Here is a 15,597-nt window from a genome sequence, read left to right as displayed (position 1 = left end):
CAAGGCTGTTTGCAGTGCGCTTGGTGATTCCGGCGCCACCGCGCTTGCAGAGGAACTCGCTGGCCCCTTGCGCGCCTCGCTCACTCGCATTGACGCGGTGCCGAAGGTGGCTATGCCGCGCTCTTGACGCAGCGATTGAATGGGGGGAGGGACGGTCGGCCCCCTCATGGTCTGTTGCGAGGTTCGGCCCAGGTTTCGAAGTCGCGAGCGCCAGATAGACGCAGGCCTCAGTGTCCTGAGTGCTCGTGGCTTTCACCTTGCGCCGGCGGAGTGGGGGCTGGCTCGGCTCTCTTGGTATCGCCCTTCTGCTTTTCAGGGCCATTGGCGTGCGGCTTGCCGAACTTCACCAACTGCGCATGCACCTGTCCGTTGTTCATCTTCATGCCGTGGACGACGACGCGCTCACCTGCCTTGAGGTCGGCAGCGGTGACTGCCACGCCGCTCTTCTCGTAACGAGTGTTGGGGTCCGTCATCACCTCCTGCTGCTTCCCGTCGCTCGTTTCCACTACGAGAGTGTTCTGCTTCACCTCCTTCACTGTTCCCATGACGTGCGCCCCGTCCTTGCCGTGGGCGAGTGCTATGGCCGGCATCAGCAGGGCGAGGCTCAGTACGGTGAGGACGGTGAGGGGAGGACGATGGAGTTTAGTTCTCATGGCATTGCTCTCCTTGCGTAGTTGGGCGCTACTCCGCGTCGAGGAACTCGTCCTCCATGCGCTTCTCGTTGAACTCGTGCTGGGACTGGGGCATGGCGGCCTTTATTTCGTCGAACTCTTCCGGGCTGAGGCGCGGCAACGTGCGGATGAGCCGACGAGAGCCCAGCTGTCGTTGTTGCCCACTTCGTCGTGGGCTTGCCCCCAGGCGGGCATACCCGTCAGGCGGATGCCGTTTTGGATGATCCAGTACAACTCGCCATCGCTCAGGTCTTGGGTCGGGGCCGCGCGCATGTCGGGGGCGCGTGGATAGAGCCCCTGCCCGATGGGGGTCTGTCCGCTGCCGTCCGCCGCGTGGCAGATGGCGCAGTGGTCACCCCAATGAGCACGTGCGTCGGCGAGCGCCTGCCACGGGACGGGAACGAGTGGATTGTTCACCTCCCGTGCGCCGGCAGGCATGCTGAGGCTCCGTGCCGCACGTGCCACCTTTGTTTCGAGCGCCGAGGGTTCGTCTCGGGCCGAGAAGCCGCGTCGCGCCATGGCCAGCCCATACACCCCGCCACCCACGCCCAGGGCGAGCGCCAGAGCGCCTATCACGGCCAGTCCTCCCACCACGTTGCGGCGCATGCTCACGGTAGCTTCTCCTCCTGAAGCTGGCGGGGGCGGTGGTCAGAGGTCGAGCCGCCTGAGCCGCAGGGCATTGGTGATGACGGAGACGGACGAGATGCTCATCGCCGCGCTGGCAATCATGGGGCTCAGCAGCAGACCGAAGAACGGGTAGAGGACCCCAGCGGCGATGGGGACGCCGAGCACGTTGTAGATGAACGCGAAGAAGAGGTTCTGGCGGATGTTGTGCACGGTACCGCGGCTGAGGTGCCGGGCGCGGACGATGCCGCGGAGGTCACCCTTCACCAGCGTGACAGCAGCGCTCTCCATCGCGATATCGGTGCCCGTGCCCATCGCGATGCCCACGTTGGCCTGGGCGAGCGCGGGCGCGTCATTTACGCCGTCTCCGGCCATGGCCACCACCTGCCCCTCGGCCTGCAGGCGCTTCACCAACGCGTTCTTTTCCTCGGGGCGCACCTCGGCATGAACTTCGTCAATGCCCAGGCGGTGGGCCACCGCTTCCGCCGTCGTCCGGCTGTCGCCGGTAAGCATCACGAGGCGCAGCCCGTCGGCCCGCAGCTGCTGTATGGCCTCGGGCGTGGTGGCCTTCACCGGGTCGGTCACGCCCAATAGCCCCGCAGGCTTGCCATCCACGGCGACGAACATCACCGTCTGGCCCTCCCGCCGCATGGACTCCGCCTTCTGCACGAGTCGCTCGGCGTCGATGCCGAGCCCCGCGAGGAGCCTGGCATTCCCCAGCGCCACCTGTGCACCGCCCACGTGGCCTGTCACTCCTTGGCCCGTCACGGACTTGAAGCCGGTGGCCTCCGTGAGGACGGCACCGCGCTCCTGTGCGCCTTTCACGATGGCGGACGCGAGCGGGTGCTCGCTCCCGCGCTCGATGCTGCCGGCCACGTGAAGCAGCCGCGCCTCGTCGAAGCCGGGGGCCGGCACCACCGTGGCGAGGCTTGGCCTGCCCTCCGTGAGCGTGCCCGTCTTGTCGACGATGAGAGTGTCCACCTTCGCCAACTCCTCGAGTGCCGACGCGTCTCGGATGAGGACGCCGACCTGCGCGCCGCGACCCATGCCCACCACAATGGAGATGGGCGTGGCCAGGCCCAGGGCGCACGGGCACGCGATGATGAGGACGGCCACCGCGTTGACCAGCGCGTGGGCGAGGCGGGGCTCCGGCCCCCACAGCCCCCAGACGAACGCCGTCAGGACGGCGATTCCCACCACTGCGGGCACGAACCAGCCGGAGACGGTGTCTGCGATGCGCTGGATAGGGGCCCGGCTGCGCTGGGCTTCGGCCACCCGCTGCACGATTTGTGAGAGGAGGGTGTCGCGGCCGACGCGCTCCGCCCGCATCACGAAGCTGCCCGTGCCATTGACAGTCGAGCCCGTCACCCGGCTATTGGGCGCCTTCTCGGAGGGAATGGGCTCACCCGTCACCATGGACTCGTCCACGGCGCTCTCGCCCTCCAGGACGATGCCATCCACGGGCACCTTCTCACCAGGGCGGACCCGGAGGCGGTCACCCACGTGGACCCGCTCCAGCGGCACGTCCTCTTCGCGCCCGTCCTCGCGCAGCAGCCGTGCCGTCTTCGGAGCCAGCCCGAGGAGCGCCTTCAAGGCTCCCGAGGTGGCATGACGAGCCCGGAGTTCCAGCACTTGGCCCAGCAGCACCAGAGTGGTGATGACCGCTGCGGCTTCAAAGTACACGGGCACGTGGCCCCCGTGGCCGATGAAGGAATGGGGCAGGAGGCCGGGGAAGAGGGTGGCGAAGACGCTGAAGCCGTAGGCCGCGCCCGTTCCCAGTGCAATCAGCGTGAACATGTTGAGGTGCCGGTTGCGTACCGACGCCCAACCCCGCTGAAAGAAGGGGAAGCCGCCCCACAGCACAACGGGCGTCGCCAGGGCGAGCTGCACCCAGGCCATGAGCGGCCCTGGAACGAGGCGCTGCACGGGCTGCCCGGGAATCATCTCGGACATACCCAGCACGAACAGGGGGAGCGAGAGGGCAAGGCTCACCCAGAAGCGCCGCCGCATATCGAGGTACTCCGGGTCCGGCGCTTCCTCAAGGGTGACAGTCCGTGGCTCAAGCGCCATGCCGCAAATGGGACACGTCCCGGGCTCGGGCCGAACAATCTCAGGGTGCATCGGGCAGACGTACTCGGTGCGTGTCTGGACGGCTGGCTGCTCGGGCTCCAGGGCCATTCCACACTTCGGACAGGTGCCCGGGTGGTCCTGCCGCACCTCCGGGTCCATCGGGCAGATGTACGCGGTGCCAGCAGGGGCAGGTGCCGGTGGCGGCTGGGTCTCGGGGGAGAGGTACTTCTGCGGCTCCGCCTTGAACTTCTCGCGGCACTTCGGGTTGCAGAAGAAGTAGGTGTGCCCCTCGTGCACGTGGCTACCGCCCTTCGCGGCATGGGGGTCCACGAACATCCCGCAGACGGGGTCCTTCACTTTGTCCTCCGGCAGGTGCGGAGGGTGGTGCCCGGCGTGGACATCTGGGGGGTGATGCGTCGTCATCGTCGCGCTTCCTTTCACCGGTGCTCACGAAGCACCCCATCCCCTCTTACAGTTCCGGGTGAATCTGGAGGCGGCCCACGGCTGCCCGCCCGCTTCGGAGGGATGCTCTCGATGAGGAGGCCTCCCCATCCCGGTAACAAGCAACCCGGAGGCCAGCCATGCCTGAGAGGTAAGTCCGCAATTCTGCTCAGGCGTACGCTTTCGCGGCGTAACCGGTGCTGTTACACCCTGATGAGGTCGGTCACACCCGGTTTGCGAACCCCGCGGGCGCGCTGGAACATGAGGGCATGTCCGAACCGCTCCGTTCCCTCATCTCTCGGTGGCGCGAAGACCCGGGCGGAACCTACCGCTCCTGGTTCCTCTGGGAGGAGCGCCTGAAGAACTTCCGCTCCATCCGCCGCGGCCTGGCCACGGTGGTGGAGGAGATCGAGAAGGGCACCTTCGGCAACGTGTACAAGGGCTCGTCCCTGGAGACCGTGGTGGGCTCGGTGTCCGAGCAGCGGCAGATCTTCAAGGGCGCGGACCACGCCTTTCTGTGGAAGCCCAAGCTGCGCATCCCGGACATCTACGAGTCCCCGGAGAACCAGCGCGCCTTCGGCCGCTTCCTGTCCGCGTGTGCCTGCTGTGGTGACGGTGAGGGGCTCGTGGCGGCCATCCGCGCCCTCGATGAGCGGAAAATCAAGGGGCTCGGGCCCGCCGCGGCGAACCTGCTCTACTTCCTGCATCCCACGCTGATGCCGCCGTTCAACACGGCCATCGTGAACGGCTACAACGCGCTCACCGGTGCGAAGGTGAAGCTGGGCAAGTGGGAGGAGTACCTCGCCATGCGCGAGGGCGTCCTCCGGCTCAATGCGACCCACCGCGAGTTGCTCTCCAATGACCTGGGCGCCGTGGGCGGGCTGCTCTTCGACATCGGCAGTGGCCGGTATGCGCCACCGCCCGGGGAGGAGGACGTCGAGGCGCGAGCTGCCTGGGAGGCGGACCTGGCCAAGGTGCGGACCGAGGCAGCGGGGGCACGCAAGGCCCGCGAGGCTGCCGAGGCCGAGGACCTCACCCACACCGAGGTCCAGGGCTGGCTGAGAGACCTGGGCGCCGCACTCGGTTACGACGTGTGGGTGGCCGCCAATGACCGCGGACGCCGCTGCGGCACGGGCCTGCTCGGAGATGGGTGCCTCGCGGAGCTGCCGTCAGTCGTGGCGACGGCACCAGGGGGCGAAGCGGTCCGTCTCATCGACGTGCTCTGGCTGGAGAAGGGACGCGCCGCGGTGGCCGCGGCGTTCGAGGTGGAGCACACGACGTCCATCTACTCCGGCATCGTGCGGCTGCTAGACTTGGCGCTGGGGGCCCCGGGCTCCGCCACGAGGGGCCTGTTCCTCGTCGCGCCAGACGGCCGCGAGGAGGATGTCCGGCAGCAACTCGCGCGCCCAGCCTTCCGCCGAGTCGCGGACCTCGACGTGCGCTACCTTCCCTACGGTGAGCTGGAGCGCCACCGCGAGGCGATGGGCCGCTTCGGGCAGGGGCTCAAGGCCGTGCAGGCGGTGGCTCGCCGCCTCCATCCGTGAGCGTGCCTCTCAGGAACACTACATTCCAGACCGAGACAGCACGCTGTCGTCAGCGCTGCTACTGACCGGGCGAGGCCGGTTGGCCCTGCTGCTGGGTGCCGCTTCCGCTCATGCAGCGCTGCATCCCCTGCGCCATGCGCTGAACTTCCTCGACTTGGCCGGCGTTCTTTGCGGTGAGCCGCAGAATGGCCCCTGTCGGCGTCTGCTCCACCTTCACGTCCGCCATTCCGCGCATGGAGCAGTTCATTCCCGCGCCGCCCATGCCCTGGCCCATCATGCCGCCACCCATCATTCCGCCGCCCATCATTTCGCAGGGACAGCCGGATTGCTGCTGCGCGGATGCGTCCGTCTGGCGCTCCGCCTTCGGCGCCTGACTGGTGCCTTGGGCTCCAGCGAGTGGTCCGAAGAGCAGTCCCGTGGTGATGAGCAGGCTGTACCCAAAATTCCTCATGGCATTTCCTCCCTGACTCGAGCTTCCCCAAAGAAAAGCTGCTGCCGGAGCTGGAGGATGGCTTGGCCGAGCCAAAGTGGGATGGCGGTGTAAGCGGTGGCTTGCCGCCTACAACCCTGAGCACGCCCGGCTCTCCTATGGCTGACTGCCGTACCACGCCTTACGCCACTCAATCAGCTGGCCGACCTCCTCCGCCTGCGCGTCGATGATTCTCCGGGACATGGCGCGGATCTCCGCGATGCTGCTCCGCTGGAGCGCGACAGTCGCCATCTGAATGGCGCCCGCGTGGTGAGGCATCATCGAGTCGATGAACGCCTTGTCGACGTCCGGCTTCTGCGCAAGCTCGTCGGGCATCAGCATGCCGCTGTTCTGCATCTCGGACTCGCTCATCATGGTCGGCACGTCCGAGGAGCCGAAATGGGCCTGCTTGAGGGCCTTCAGTTCGTCAATCTCCTGCCGCTGATCCTGGATCATCTTCGTCGCCAGTGCCCGAAGCTCCTGGCGCGTCCCGCGCTGCTCCTCGACCATGGCCATCTCGGTGGCCATCTGGTGGTGCGCGGCCATCATGTCGATGAACCGCTCGTCGGAGTAGTTGCCGTCCACGACGAGCTGTTCGGGGGCGACGTCATCGCCCATGGACATGCCATGGGAACTCGACTCGTCGTCTCCGCAGCCTGCCACCACCATGAGCAATACGACCGTCAGTGCGCGGCACAGCATAGGGGAACTCATATGTTCGCAACCTCCACGCTCGACGCCCTGTACGCCTCGCCGAGCCGAGGCACTAGGAACGCTCGCAGGACCAGAAACTGAGCACGGAGCAGTTCCTTGTCAGCTGTGAGCGGCGAGGTTACAGGCTTGGCCCGCGAGGCTTACTTGTGCGGTTTGGCGAGCCAACGCGCACTGCGACTTCAGGCCAGGGCTGCTGTTGGAAGAAATCAGTTCTTGCGGAAGACGAGACCGTTGGGCTTGGTGCCCACAGTGAGCGTCTTCCGAATGGTACGGGTCGCAACCTCCACGACGCTCAGCGTCCCCGCTGCCTGGTTGGTGACGAAGGCGGTGGCACCGTCGGCGGAGAAGGTGATGCCATGAGCGCCGGCACCTGTGGCGAGTTCCCCCTGGCGCGTCGTGGTTCCCGCCGCGAAGAAGATGAGCTTGCCATTGTCAGTGTCCGTCACCCAGAGGTCGCCGTTGGGGGCCGTGGCGGCCATGGCCGGCGTGAAGCCCAATCCGTAGGTGCGCGCGACCTCCAGCGTCCCGGAGTTGATAGCGGTCAGGCTCTTCCCGTCCTCGTTGTCCACGTACATGAGGCCGTCGTTCCCCGGCCAGGCCCCCACGGGGTTGGCACCGACGGGCACTGTCTTCTCCACCGCTTTGGTCACAACGTTGATGACAGTGACGCTGTTGGAGTCACCGTTGGCAACGAAGGCATATCGGCCATCCTGTGAGAACGTCACCTCCGCGGACATGTCCCCCACGGTGACCGTCTGCCTTGGTTCTAGCGTCCGGCTGTCGAGTACGAGGACCGTGCCCGGCTCCGACATCAACGCCGTCCAGACTTCGGTGCCATCTGGCGAGAAGGCGCCGTTGTGGGGCATCGCGTCGAACTGCCGTATGGCCCGGGTCTCGCCCGTCTTCGCGTCCAGGAGGAGGACTTTGCCCGGCATGGTGTGGCCCGCGTGGCCGCCGCCGTGCCCTCCACTCAGGTCCATGCCAGGGACGGCCACCACGAGCGAGGTTCCATCCGGGCTCAGGTTGACGTGGTGCGGATAACTCACATCTTCCAGTTGGAGGGTGCTCGCCACCTCCAACTGCTCCACGTCGATGACGCTGAGAGAGTGGCTCCCGCCATTCACAACGAACACGACGTCCTTCTCGGCGGAGGGGAAGGTGTCCGAGTCGTCGTCACAGCCGATTATGGTCAGTAACGCCAGGGAAGGGAGTGCCCACAGCGTCCGCTTGAGGAGTTCCATCAGTCGAGCCTTTCGGAATGTCCGCGTGAAGAGTCAGACCAGGGGGGACCTAATAGACGTGCTTGCGTGTTTGTGCAACTCGGTTGCATTTAATTTCTGCTGTGGCGTTGCTGGAGGCGAAGCGTTCCTTGGCGTGCGTGAGCTGGACGTTCAATCTGGCTCCTTGAAGTCATCGGAACGCAGGCCATAGCGCTTGAGGAGTCGATGGAGGCTCTCGCGCTCCATGCCCGCCCGTTCCGCGGCTCGAGTCACGTTGCCCCCGAACTCCCTCAGCAGGGCGATGAGATAGTCCCGGGACGCGTGGTCCCGCGCCAGGTCCACCGCCTCACGGAAGGGCATCTTTACCAGCTGGCTCGCGGGCAGTGCCCCCTGGGGCGCCCCCGCGACTTCCGGTGGAAGGTCGCCCTGGCCCAGGCGGGAGCCCGTGGCGATGGCAACCGCGCGTTCGATGGCATTCTCCAACTGGCGCACGTTGCCGGGCCAGCTGTACCCGGTCAGCGCGCGTAGCGCGTCCGGCTCCAAGCCGTCCACCGACTGGTGGTAGGTCTTCGCCGCCTTCTGCACAAAGTGTATCGCCAGCAACGGGATGTCCTCGCGCCGCTCGCGCAGGGGCGGCAGATGTACTGGGAAGACATTGAGCCGGTAGTACAGGTCCTCGCGGAATCGGCCTGCGGCGGCGTCGGCCTTGAGGTCGCGGTGGGTGGCGGTGATGACGCGTGCGTCGATGCGGCGCGCCACCGAGTCACCGACACGTCGGACCTCTTTATCCTGGAGAGTTCGGTTGAGCTTTACTTGGACAGCCAGGGGCAGCTCGCCAATCTCGTCCAGGAAAATGGTCCCCCCCGACGCGGATTCGAAAAGGCCGGGTTTGGTCTCCACCGCGCCGGTGAATGCCCCCCGGGCGTGACCGAACAGCTCGCTCTCGATGAGCTCCGAGGGCAGCGCGCCGCAGTTGACGGCGACGAAGGGCCGGTCTTTCCGCGGGCCGTGGTGGTGGATGGCCCGGGCCACCAACTCCTTGCCCGTTCCCGTCTCTCCGGTGATGAGCACCGTGATGTCCAACTCGGCGGCGCGCTCCAGCAGGCCGTAGAGCGTGCGCATTGGTGGGCTCCTGCCAATGATGTTCTGGAAGCTGTAGATGCCCTCCAACTCGCGCCGCAATGTGGCCGCCTGCTCCTTGAGCCGCTTGCGCTCAAGAGCGCGAGCCACGACCAGGGATGCCTCGTCCGGGTCGAAGGGCTTCGGCAGGTAGTCGTAGGCCCCCTCCTTGATGGCCTCCACTGCCTTGGGGACGGAGGCATACGCCGTCATCATGATGACCTCGGTGGCCGGCGAGTGCTGCTTGACGGCCCTTAGCACCTCGAAGCCGTCTGCCCCCGGCATGCGGATGTCCGTCACTACGAGGTCGAACTCCTGGGTCTGGATGAGAGTGAGCGCACGGCCGCCGTCTTCAGCCGTCCTCACTTGGTAGGCGTCACCCAGAATCCGGGTGAAGAGGTGACGCATGTTCTCTTTGTCGTCGACGACGAGAACGCTCGGTCTGTTCGTCACGGCGTACTCCGGGGGAGATGCAGGGTGAACTCCGCGCCATGTCCGGGGAGATTGCGTGGCTGGATGTGGCCTCCATGGGCCTGGGCGATGGCCTGTGACACGGCCAGCCCCAGCCCGGTGCCTTGAGGTTTGGTGGTGAAGAAGGGCTCGAAGAGCCGCTCGTGCGCTTCGGGAGCAAGGCCTGGTCCGGTGTCGCGGACCGTGAGCGCCACCTCACCTTCGCGCGCATGAATGGCCACCGTCACCTGTCCCGAAGGCCCTGCGGCCTCCACGGCGTTCTTGAGCAGGTTGGTGACCACCTGGCGAAGCCGCTGCGGGTGGCCGGCCACCTGGGCTTCGCCTTCCACCGTCAAGGAGACGTCGGAGAGTTGGGCGGACTCTCGCAGCCGGGAGATGACCTCCTCCACCAGCTCTCGCAGCTCCAGCGTTTCACCCGGAACCTGGAGCGGTCGCGACAGGTCGAGCAGCCCCTCCACGATGTCACGGCAGCGCAGCGTCTCCTCTTCGATGATGCGCAGGTCATCGGCCAGCGCGCCTTCCGCCTTGCGCTGAAGCAGGCGCACGTAGCCCAGGATAACACCCAGGGGGTTGTTGATTTCATGCGCCACGCCCGCTGCCAGGCGGCCAATGCCCGCCAGCCGCTCGCTCTGCACCAGACGCTCCTGGTGCTCACGAAGCGCGGCGGTCATCCGGTTGAATTGCTGTGCCAGTCTTCCGAACTCGTCCGGGCGGTTCAGCGCGATGCGGGTGGTGAGGTCGCCCGCAGCGATGCGGGCCGCGCCGGCCTCCAATAGGGAGACAGGACGGGCTACCGAACGGCCGATATAGAGGCCCACACCCGCCGCAAGGAGGGCCGCGGCGGCCAGGATCACGACGGTCCATTGGAAGCTGCCGTGTTGGACTGTGCTCGCGTGCTCCTCATAATTCCCGATGGCGCGCTCGTAGTGCGAAGCCAGGGTGTCCGCGCTCTCCTGGATGACGCCGACGAGCTCCAGTGCCCGGGAGTGCTCACGGACCGCTGTGGTGCGGTCCCCTTTCAGGACGGCCGGGACGAGTGCCTCCCGGAAGAGCAGGTCCAGTTCCGCAGTGGTGCGACGCATCGTGTCTACCTGGGCTCGCTCCTCGGGGGTGATCGCCTGCGCCTGGACCTGCTCAAGGAGCGCCAGAGCGCGGCGGTGGGCACCGTCGTAGAGCGGCAGGTGGCTGGCATTGCCGAGGATGAGGGTATGGGCCAGGTGAGCGTAGAGGTCTCGCACTGCGGTCGCGAGCGACAACGTGGTGCGCACGGCGGTCTCCTGCCTCCGCACGCTGTGCAGGGCCTCGTGGATCTCCGCCATGCCTTCGAGCGCGGCATAGGCCGCTGCGCCGAAGGCCAGGACGAGGAGCGAGAAGGCGTATAGGAGCCTGCGAGCAGTTCCGGACACAGCGTCCCCCAGCGAACGAAGATGAAAGTTTAGCAATGCGCAGGCCAACACCGCGCTCGCAGCAAGTGCCTGAATTCGTTCCTGACACAGGCCCCGGCCCTGTGGAGAGGGATGTGGGGAGCGTAACTGGGATGGTCACACTGTGACGGGTACAGCGTCAGGCCGCGACCGCTGCGGTTCCAGGGACCTCCGGCTCGGAAGTTGCCGGCCCTGGAACCACCTCGCGGCGCTTCCACAGGAAGTAGACGGCCGGGTAGACGAGCAGTTCCAGCAGGAAGCTGGTGACGAGGCCGCCTACCATGGGCGCTGCGATGCGCTTCATCACGTCCGCGCCCGTGCCAGTGGACCACATGATGGGCAGCAGGCCGAGCATCGCCGCCATGACTGTCATCGCCTTGGGCCGCACGCGCTTCACGGCCCCGTGAATGATGGCCTCCACCAGGTCGCCCTCGGTGCGAAGCATCCCGCGCTTCTTCGCCTCGTCATGTGAGAGGTCGAGGAAGAGGAGCATGAAGGCGCCGGTCTCCGCGTCCAGTCCCATCAGGGCAATCATGCCCACCCACACCGCGATGGAGACGTTGTAGTCGAGCGCCCAGAGCAGCCACACCGCGCCGATGGCCGAGAAGGGCACCGCCAGCATCACCAGGCCCGCCTTGAAGGCTGACTTCGTGTTCATGTACAGCAGCCCGAAAATCAGCACGAGCGTCAGCGGGATGACGAGCTGGAGCCGCTCGCGGACGCGCAGCATGTTCTCGTACTGCCCGCTCCACGTCATGGAGTAGCCCGGGGGCACCTTCACGCTGGCCACCGCCTCCTTGGCGCGCTCCACGAAGCCGCCCACGTCGTACTTGGAGGTATCGAAGTCCACGTAGACGTAGCCGGTGAGCATGCCGTTCTCGTTGCGGATCATCGACGGGCCATGGGCGAGCACCACGTCCGCGATGGCCTCCATGGGGATCTGGCCCTGGCCGCCGGGGAGGGGCAGCAGCACGCGCTTCAATGCCTGGAGGTCCTCGCGGTAGTCCCGCGCGTAGCGCACGTTGATGCCGTAGCGCTCCCGACCCTCCACGGTGGTGGACTGGTTGTCGCCCCCCACCGCGGTCATCACCATCATGTTCGCGTCGTCCACGCTCAGGCCGTAGCGAGCCAGCTCGTCGCGCTTGAGGACGAAGTCCAGGAAGTAGCCGCCCGCCACGCGCTCGGCGAACGCGCTGCGGGTGCCCTCCACCTTCGCTACCGCGGCCTCCGTCTCGCGAGCGATGCGCTCCACGGTGGCCAGGTCGGCGCCCATGATCTTGATGCCCACGGGGGTGCGGATGCCGGTGGTCAGCATGTCCAGCCGGCCCTTGATGGGCATGGTCCACGCGTTGGAGATGCCCGGTAGTTGGAGCGCGGCGTTCATCTCCGACTCCAACTGCGCCTGGGTGATGCGGTCACGCCAGAAGGGACGCAGGACGCTCTTCAGCCACTCGGGAGCCCAATTGCTGTACCAGCGTGGCACCTCGCGCCACTGGGACTCGGGGCGCAGCAGCACCGTCGTCTCCATCATGGTGAAGGGGGCGGGGTCGGTGGAGGTGTTGGCGCGGCCGGCCTTGCCGAAGACGCGCTCCACCTCGGGGAAGCGCATGAGCAGCTTGTCCTGGACTTGCAGCACGCGCTGCGCCTCGGCGACGGACATGCCGGGCTCCACCGCCGAGGGCATGTAGAGGATGGTGCCCTCGTTGAGCGGCGGCATGAACTCGCTGCCCAGGTGCAGGTACACGGGGATGGTGGTGGCGACCAGCAGCACGCTCACGGCGATGGTGGCCTTGGCGTGGCGCACCACGAAGCGGCAGGGGCCCTCGTAGAGCCGGTGCATCAGCCGGCTGATGGGGTGCCGCTCCTCGGAGTAGTACTTGCCCACCAGGGCCGTGGTGGCCACCGACGCCAGGAGCCTCGGGCGGAAGCGGAAGGGCTCCACGCGGGCGAAGAGCATCCGCATCGCGGGGTCGAGCGTAATCGCCAACAGCGCGGCGATGGCCATGGCCAGGTTCTTCGAGTACGCCAGCGGGCGGAAGAGGCGGCCCTCCTGGTCCACCAGCGTGAAGATGGGCATGAAGGCCACGGCGATGACGAGCAGGCTGAAGAAGACGCCCGGCCCCACCTCCATCAGCGCTTCCAGGCGCACCTGGTGAAAGTCGCCCTTTTTCCCGTCCTTAATCCAGTGGTGGATTTTGTTGTACGCGTTCTCCACCTCGACGATGGCGCCGTCCACGAGCACGCCGATGGAGATGGCGATGCCGGCCAGCGACATGAGGTTGGCGTTCTGCCCCATCGCGTACATGGGGATGAACGCCAGCGCTACCGACACGGGAATCGTGACGATGGGTACGAGGGCCGAAGGCGCGTGCCACAGGAAGATGAGGATGATGATGGAGACGATGATGATCTCCTCCACCATCTTGTGCGTCACCGTGTCGATGGCGCGCTCGATGAGGTCCGAGCGGTCATAGGTGGTGACGACCTCCACGCCCTCGGGCAGCGAAGGCTTGAGCTCCTCGAGCTTCGCCTTGATGCGCTCGATGACGTTGAGGGCGTTCTCTCCCTGGCGCATCACCACGATGCCGCCCACTGCATCCCCCTCACCGTCCAGGTCGGCCACGCCACGGCGCAGCTCGGGGCCCAACGCCACGCTGGCCACGTCCTTGATGGTGACGGTGGTGCCGCCCTGGGCCTTGAGGACGAGCTTCTCGATGTCCTCCACGTTCTTCACATAGCCACGGCCCCGGACCATGTACTCGCGCCCGGCCACCTCCACGAGCCGTCCACCCACGTCGTTGTTGCCCTGACGGACGGCGCGCACCACCGCGTCTAGCGACAGCCCGTAACTGGCAAGGGTGTTGGGGTTGACCGTCACCTGGTACTGGCGCACCTGGCCGCCCACGGTGGCCACCTCGGAGACGCCGGGTACGCTTTGAATCTGATACCGCAGGAACCAGTCCTGGTAGGAGCGCAGCTCGTCCAGCCGGTGCTTGCCGCTCTTGTCCACGAGCGCGTACTGGAACACCCAGCCCACGCTGGTGGCGTCCGGGCCCAGCTCCACCTTCACGTCCTGCGGAAGCTGGGGCGTTATCTTCGACAGGTACTCAAGCACCCGCGTGCGTGCCCAGTACATGTCCGTGCCGTCCTCGAAGATGACGTACACGTAGCTGAAGCCGAAGTCGCTGAAGCCGCGCACCGCCTTCACCTTGGGGGCGCCCAGCAGCGCGGTGGTGATGGGGTAGGTGACTTGGTCCTCGATGATGTCGGGGCTGCGGTCCCACCGGCCGTAGACGATGACCTGGGTGTCGGACAGGTCGGGCAGCGCGTCCAGCGGCATGTTCCGCATGGTCCACCAAGCGCCGATGAGCGCCACCACGGTGGCTGCGATGACCAGGTACTTGTTCTCCGCCGAGAAGCGGATGATGGCGCGAATCATGGCTCAGTGACCTTCGTGGCCGGAGGGGGCCGGGGGAGCATTCGCCGGAGGCGAGGAGGGGGGAGGCTCTGCCGTGGCGCTGCCGGATGAAGAGGAGGCCAGCACGGCCAGCGACGCGCGCAGGCGCGACTCGGAGTCGACGAGGAAGTTGGCGCCGGTGACGACCTGGTCGCCGGCCTTCAGGCCCGACGTCACCTCCACGCTCTTTCCATCCGACTCGCCCAGGCGGACCTCGCGGGGCTGAAAGCGCCCGTCGCCGAGCGCCAGGAAGACGACCTGGGTGGTGCCGGTGGGAACGACGGCGTCGGACGGAATCTTCAGCGCGTCCCGCGTCATGCCGCGGAGCACCACTTCACCGAACATCTCGGGGCGCAGGTCGCCGTCAGGGTTGGGGAACTCCAGGCGCACCTTGACGGTGCGCGTGGCCGGCTCCAGCACAGGGTCCAGGAAGGCCACCTTCCCGGCGAATACCCGGTTGGGGAAGGCCTTGAGCTGGAGGTTGGCGGGCATGCCCACCTTTACGTGGCGCAGCTCGCTCTCGTACACGTCCGCGAGGACCCACACGCGCGACAGGTCGACGACCTCATAGGGCGTGGCACCCATCTCCAGGCGCGCTCCCTCCACGACATCCTTCTTGGTGATGACGCCCGAGATGGGCGACACCAGGGTGAGGGTGCGGGTGGCCTCGCCGCGCGGGCGAGCCGCTCCAGGGCGGCCGGCGGCACGTCCCACAGCAGCAGCTTGCGTCGGGCCGCCGCGACCAGCGTGTCGCCGTCCGTGGCCATTCCCTCGGCTTCGCCCAGGGCCTGGCGGGTGCGCAGGGCCAGCAGGTACTCCTCCTGCGCGGCGAGCAACTCGGGACTGTAGAGGGAGAGGAGCGGCTCACCCTGGCGCACGGGCTTGCCGGTGAAGTCCGCGTGCACGCGCTCGACGAAGCCGGCGACCTTCATGTTGACGCGGCGCACGCGGGTTTCGTCCACGGCCACGCGGCCGTTGGTCCGCCAGGTGCCCCCGACCTTGCCCTCCGTCACCGGAGCGGTGCGCAGGCCGATGAGCTGCTGGCGCGAGGCGTCGATGGTGACGGGGGCCAGCCCCTGCACCATTGCGGCTCCCTCGCCTCCGGGAGCAGCCGGCGAAAGCGCCACCAGATCCATGCCGCAGATGGGGCACTTGCCCGGGTGGTCCTGCACGATGCTCGGGTGCATCGGGCACTGGTAGCGAGTGGCGGCTGGCTCGGAGGCGGATGGGGTGGAGCTGGCCGAGGGAGCCGGCGCGAGGGCTTCATGCGCCTCATCCTGGTGGGACAGCAGGTGCACGGCGCCTCCGCCCAGGACGGCGCTGGCCAGCGCCGCGGCGGCGAGCGCGGCGGCTCCGAAGCGGCGGCGCGCGGG

At 67.0% G+C, this 15,597-nt stretch carries 10 protein-coding genes and 1 pseudogene; 1 reads left to right on the top strand and 10 read right to left on the bottom strand.

Annotation, left to right across the window (positions count from 1 at the left end; translation table 11 throughout):
- Positions 1 to 227 precede the first annotated feature (227 nt).
- From ACLEQD_RS01660 to ACLEQD_RS01650, 3 genes are all read right to left on the bottom strand, one after another.
- Positions 228 to 653: a DUF5666 domain-containing protein gene (locus ACLEQD_RS01660; protein ID WP_223738418.1), complete on the bottom strand. Its 426-nt coding sequence runs from the start codon at positions 651 to 653 to the stop codon at positions 228 to 230.
- 102 nt (positions 654 to 755) lie between these two features.
- Complete coding sequence (locus tag ACLEQD_RS01655) at positions 756 to 1,277, bottom strand: c-type cytochrome (RefSeq protein ID WP_410381224.1); 522 nt, start codon at positions 1,275 to 1,277, stop codon at positions 756 to 758.
- A 42-nt stretch (positions 1,278 to 1,319) separates the two neighbouring features.
- Entirely contained in the window at positions 1,320 to 3,788 is a 2,469-nt protein-coding gene (locus ACLEQD_RS01650) for a heavy metal translocating P-type ATPase (protein ID WP_223738419.1), read from the bottom strand.
- Between the two features lie 287 nt (positions 3,789 to 4,075).
- On the opposite strand from ACLEQD_RS01650, the gene ACLEQD_RS01645 reads away from it, so the two are divergent.
- The gene (locus ACLEQD_RS01645; protein WP_223738420.1) at positions 4,076 to 5,350 is read left to right on the top strand and encodes a type II restriction endonuclease; all 1,275 of its coding nucleotides are present in this window, start codon (positions 4,076 to 4,078) and stop codon (positions 5,348 to 5,350) included.
- Between the two features lie 58 nt (positions 5,351 to 5,408).
- On the opposite strand, the gene ACLEQD_RS01640 is transcribed toward ACLEQD_RS01645, so the two are convergent.
- The 7 genes and pseudogenes from ACLEQD_RS01640 to ACLEQD_RS01610 all read right to left on the bottom strand — a co-directional run bounded on the left by ACLEQD_RS01640 (position 5,409) and on the right by ACLEQD_RS01610 (position 15,411).
- Complete coding sequence (locus ACLEQD_RS01640) at positions 5,409 to 5,627, bottom strand: hypothetical protein (protein WP_410381204.1); 219 nt, start codon at positions 5,625 to 5,627, stop codon at positions 5,409 to 5,411.
- Positions 5,628 to 5,936: 309 nt separating this feature from the next.
- Positions 5,937 to 6,443, bottom strand: a complete 507-nt coding sequence (locus ACLEQD_RS01635) for a DUF305 domain-containing protein (RefSeq protein ID WP_410381202.1) — start codon at positions 6,441 to 6,443, stop codon at positions 5,937 to 5,939.
- A 296-nt stretch (positions 6,444 to 6,739) separates the two neighbouring features.
- Complete coding sequence (locus ACLEQD_RS01630; protein ID WP_223738423.1) at positions 6,740 to 7,774, bottom strand: YncE family protein; 1,035 nt, start codon at positions 7,772 to 7,774, stop codon at positions 6,740 to 6,742.
- Between the two features lie 150 nt (positions 7,775 to 7,924).
- Complete coding sequence (locus ACLEQD_RS01625; RefSeq protein ID WP_223738424.1) at positions 7,925 to 9,325, bottom strand: sigma-54-dependent transcriptional regulator; 1,401 nt, start codon at positions 9,323 to 9,325, stop codon at positions 7,925 to 7,927.
- On the bottom strand, positions 9,322 to 10,749 hold the full coding sequence (locus tag ACLEQD_RS01620; protein WP_223738425.1) for an ATP-binding protein: 1,428 nt from the start codon (positions 10,747 to 10,749) through the stop codon (positions 9,322 to 9,324). The genes ACLEQD_RS01625 and ACLEQD_RS01620 overlap by 4 nt, the downstream gene beginning before the upstream one ends.
- Before the next feature lie 157 nt (positions 10,750 to 10,906).
- Positions 10,907 to 14,206 carry an efflux RND transporter permease subunit gene (locus ACLEQD_RS01615; RefSeq protein WP_223738426.1) on the bottom strand — a complete coding sequence of 1,100 codons (3,300 nt, stop codon included), beginning with the start codon at positions 14,204 to 14,206 and terminating at the stop codon, positions 10,907 to 10,909.
- A gap of 3 nt (positions 14,207 to 14,209) precedes the next feature.
- A pseudogene (locus ACLEQD_RS01610) lies at positions 14,210 to 15,411 on the bottom strand (efflux RND transporter periplasmic adaptor subunit).
- Positions 15,412 to 15,597 lie beyond the last annotated feature (186 nt).

The sequence above is a fragment of the Corallococcus sp. 4LFB genome (assembly GCF_046520365.1).
In the GTDB taxonomy this organism is placed as follows: Bacteria; Myxococcota; Myxococcia; order Myxococcales; family Myxococcaceae; genus Corallococcus; species Corallococcus caeni.
This window is presented reverse-complemented; position numbering and strand designations above follow the sequence as displayed.

Excerpts from the sequence above, each read along its gene's own strand:
- ACLEQD_RS01660 (WP_223738418.1), bottom strand. The coding sequence starts at position 653 with ATGAGAACTAAACTCCATCGTCCTCCCCTCACCGTCCTCACCGTACTG.
- ACLEQD_RS01655 (WP_410381224.1), bottom strand. The coding sequence starts at position 1,277 with ATGCGCCGCAACGTGGTGGGAGGACTGGCCGTGATAGGCGCTCTGGCG.
- ACLEQD_RS01650 (WP_223738419.1), bottom strand. The coding sequence starts at position 3,788 with ATGACGACGCATCACCCCCCAGATGTCCACGCCGGGCACCACCCTCCG.
- ACLEQD_RS01645 (WP_223738420.1), top strand. The coding sequence starts at position 4,076 with ATGTCCGAACCGCTCCGTTCCCTCATCTCTCGGTGGCGCGAAGACCCG.
- ACLEQD_RS01640 (WP_410381204.1), bottom strand. The coding sequence starts at position 5,627 with ATGATGGGCCAGGGCATGGGCGGCGCGGGAATGAACTGCTCCATGCGC.
- ACLEQD_RS01635 (WP_410381202.1), bottom strand. The coding sequence starts at position 6,443 with ATGTCCATGGGCGATGACGTCGCCCCCGAACAGCTCGTCGTGGACGGC.
- ACLEQD_RS01630 (WP_223738423.1), bottom strand. The coding sequence starts at position 7,774 with ATGGAACTCCTCAAGCGGACGCTGTGGGCACTCCCTTCCCTGGCGTTA.
- ACLEQD_RS01615 (WP_223738426.1), bottom strand. The coding sequence starts at position 14,206 with ATGATTCGCGCCATCATCCGCTTCTCGGCGGAGAACAAGTACCTGGTC.